Raw genomic sequence first — 3,450 nt, forward strand, 5'->3', positions numbered from 1 at the left:
GGAGCGGGAGGAAAAACTCGCGGGGCGCGAGAGCCGGCTTTCCGCCCAACAGGCGCAGATCGCTGCCCGCGAGGCCGAGATCGGGATGAACGAAGCGGCGCTCGTGCGGGAGCGCTGGGCCGGCGAGATGACCCGCCGCCGCGAGGCGGAGGCGCTGATGAAGGAGATTCGCCGCGAGGCGGACCTTCTGCTCCGCGATATGCGGTCGGCGCACGATCCGCAGGGCGCGCGCGAGGTGGCGCGCGATCGGATTCGCGATCTGACGGAAAGGCTCGATGCGGTCATACCGGCGCCGCCCGAGGATCGGGAAAGCGATGCGGCGCGCGATTTCCGCATTGGGGAGTGGGTCCGCCTCCGGAACCTGAACCGGCAGGGGCAGGTTGAGGCGGTTCACGGCGGCGGGATGCTGTCCGTGGCGATGGACGGGAAATCTCTCCGCGTGCCGGCGGCCGAGGTGCTCCCGAGCGCGAAGCCCGCGGTTTTGTTGGTGCCGAAAGCGGTTGTGAGCGGAGATGTGGCGGTACGGGGAGATGATTTTTCCCTTGAGCTTCATCTTCGCGGCCGCCGCGCTGAAGAGGCGCTTGAACTCCTCGACAAGTATCTGGACGATGCCGCGGTCCTGGGGGTGCACCGGGTGCGGGTCGTTCATGGAAAGGGCTCCGGCGTTTTGAAGAGCGCGATTGCGGATCATCTGGAGAAGCATTTGCTGGTGGCGAGTTTTGGCCCGGCCGCGGATACCGAGGGCGGCTGGGGCGTGACGAACGTGGAGCTTGCAGGCTGATGGCGCGTATTCCCGAGGAAGTGGTCGATCAGATACGCGAGGGAATTCCGATCGAGACGGTGGTGGGAGAATTCGTCCCGCTTCGCCGGGCGGGAAGCACGTTCAAGGGGCTGTGCCCCTTTCACGATGAGAAGACGCCCTCCTTCACGGTGAACCCGAGGATGGGAATCTTCAAATGCTTCGGCTGCGGCGCCGGGGGGAACGTTTTTCAGTTCCTGATGCGCCACGAGGGGATGGAGTTTCTCGAGGCGATCAAGCATCTGGCCCAGCGGCAGGGGATCGACCTCTCCCGGTATGAGGATGCCTCCGGGCAGGCGGCCCCCTCCGGCGCGCGCGAGAAGACACTGGCCATCAACCGGTTTGCCACGCGGTTTTACTGGGAGATGCTGAGAGGAAAAGAGGGCGAGCGTGCCCGGGCCTATCTCGCGGAGCGCGGGGTTTCCGATGCGGCGCGCGATACGTTCGGCCTCGGCTACGCCCCCGCCCGATGGGATGCCCTTTTGGCCGCGGGAAGGGAGAAGGGCTTCTCCCCCGAGGAGCTGGCTCTGGCCGGCCTGGCGGCCCGGCGCGAGGACGGTTCGGGTTATTACGACCGCTTCCGGGATCGGATCATCTTCCCGATCCAGACGGCGGAGAAGGAAGTGCTCGCCTTCGGGGGGCGCTCCCTTCCGGACAGCGACAGCCGCCACGCCACGGCGAAGTACATCAACTCGCCCGACTCGCCGGCCTTCCGCAAGGGGCGGGTGCTCTACGGCTTCCGCCAGGCCCGCGAGGCGATCCGCGAGGGGAAGCGGGCGCTGGTGACGGAAGGGTATTTCGATGTCATCTCGCTCTGGCAGGCGGGCTATCGGGCCACGGTCGCTCCTCTGGGGACGGCGCTGACGGCCGAGCACATCCGGATGCTCCGGGCGCATGCCGAGGAGATTGTGTTCGTTTTCGACCCCGACCGGGCGGGAGAGGCCGCCTCCGATCGTGCGGGGGGCATCGCCGGGAGAATGCTCGGGCTGAGCGGCGCCCCCGACAGTCTGGTGGCCGGCGATGTGCTCCGGAAGGATTTCATCGACCGCGACGGCCTGGGGGCGGTGCAGCTCCGGGTCGTGGATCTGCCCGAGGGGCAGGATGTGGACGATTTTCTGCGGAAGGCGGGCCCGGCGGCGTTCGGGGATTTGCTCGCGGGCGCGGAGGGTCTTCTGGACCATACCGTCCGGACAGCCTTGGGAAACGTGGGTTCCGGCTCGGGCCAGGCGGAGAAGATGGAGGCGCTGGAGCGCCTGGTTCCGGTCCTCTCGGCTTGTCACCGGAGTGTACGGGACCAATATTTTTCAGTGTTGGAGGTTCGCCTCGGGATTCCCTATCCCACGGTGGACGGCATGGTGCAGCGCCTGCTGGCGGAGGAGGCCAGACGCCCCGCCCCCCGCGGCGAGGTGGCCGATCTCCTCGGGGAGGTTCCCGAAATTCCTCGGCTGGAGCGTGACATCATGCGGACCTTGATCGCCCGGCCTGGGTTGGCGGCCCGGCCAGAGGTGAGCGCGGATATCTTCTCGGGGTCATTACTGAAGGGGATATTTGAAAAACTCCGTGCTGCGGCTGCAGAGGAGAAATCCCTCGATGCCGCCGCACTTTTAGATCGATTGAAGGATCCTAATGCCCGGGCACTTGTCATCGATTTGGCCGCCGAGGCGGCAGAAGAAGAAAGTAGGGATTTTTACGAACGTATGTGGGAAGAGTTGTTTGATGATCTGCTAAAAAAGATGGAGAAGAAGCTGCTGCGCCAGCGGGAGGAATCCATTTTAAAAAAGGAGAAAGAAGCACGCCAGCTCGGCGGAGAGGATTCCCTCGATGCTCGGCGGCTGTGGGAGGAAAAATACGCGCTATTGCAGGAGCGCCGAAAGGGAATGCCCTTGCGCTAGCGTACCGCCATTTTACGGACATTTGCAGAGGGATGGTATCAACGCCCCGGGCAACAACGAAAGGAGCGGAAGTTGGCCACGACCAAGACCACGACGAAGGCGAAGAAGAAAGAGAACAAGGTTTCCGACGTCAAACAGTTGATCAGTCTGGGCAAGGAGAAGGGGTTTCTCACCTATGATGAGGTGAACGATGTCCTTCCGCCGGATGTGACCTCGCCCGAGGCGATCGACGACATCATGGTGCTTTTCAACAATATGGACATCGAAATCCTCGATACGGAGTCCGCGGAAAAGCGGATGGCCGAGAAGAAAGAGGCGGGTTCCGATGAGGATGAAGCCGAGGTGGCCGAGCCGAAGAGAATCTCGAACTTCGACGACTCGACGCTGGGCAAGACCGACGATCCCATGCGCATGTACCTGCGCGAAATGGGCCAGATTCCGCTCCTCAGCCGCGAGGGCGAGATCGTCATTGCCAAGCGGATCGAGGAAGGTCAGCTGGACGTCTGCATGGCCACGGTGAGCACGCCGGTCGCCATCAACGCGGTGCTCGAGTTGGCCGACCAGCTGCGCAAGGACGAGATTTCGGTCTCGGAAATGGTCGTGGTGAGCAGCGACGTGAACCGGGGCGAGGAAGTGGACGAGGAGAAAGAAAGGCGCGCCCAGGAAGAAGACAAGAAGCGTGTTCTTTCCCTGGTGAGCAAGGTGAAGAACCAGCTTCGCATGATGGAAAATAAGCGGAACGAGGGGGCGAAGCCCGAG

Annotated in this window: 3 protein-coding genes; all 3 read left to right on the forward strand. The window is 63.6% G+C overall.

What is annotated here, in order from left to right; translation table 11 throughout:
• The coding region (locus tag O2807_13695; protein ID MDA1001555.1) for a Smr/MutS family protein at positions 1–781 on the forward strand (781 nt) is incomplete at its 5' end.
• Positions 781–2,691 (forward strand): DNA primase, encoded by a 1,911-nt coding sequence (gene dnaG / locus O2807_13700; protein ID MDA1001556.1) that lies wholly within the window; start codon positions 781–783, stop codon positions 2,689–2,691. The genes O2807_13695 and dnaG, both read left to right, overlap by 1 nt.
• A gap of 72 nt (positions 2,692–2,763) precedes the next feature.
• A partial coding sequence (locus tag O2807_13705) for an RNA polymerase sigma factor RpoD (GenBank protein MDA1001557.1) occupies positions 2,764–3,450 on the forward strand: 687 nt, incomplete at its 3' end.

The sequence above is a fragment of the bacterium genome, from assembly GCA_027622355.1.
Taxonomy (GTDB): Bacteria; UBA8248; UBA8248; order UBA8248; family UBA8248; genus JAQBZT01.

Coding starts and splice junctions, on each gene's coding strand:
- dnaG (MDA1001556.1), top strand. CDS start 781: ATGGCGCGTATTCCCGAGGAAGTGGTCGATCAGATACGCGAGGGAATT.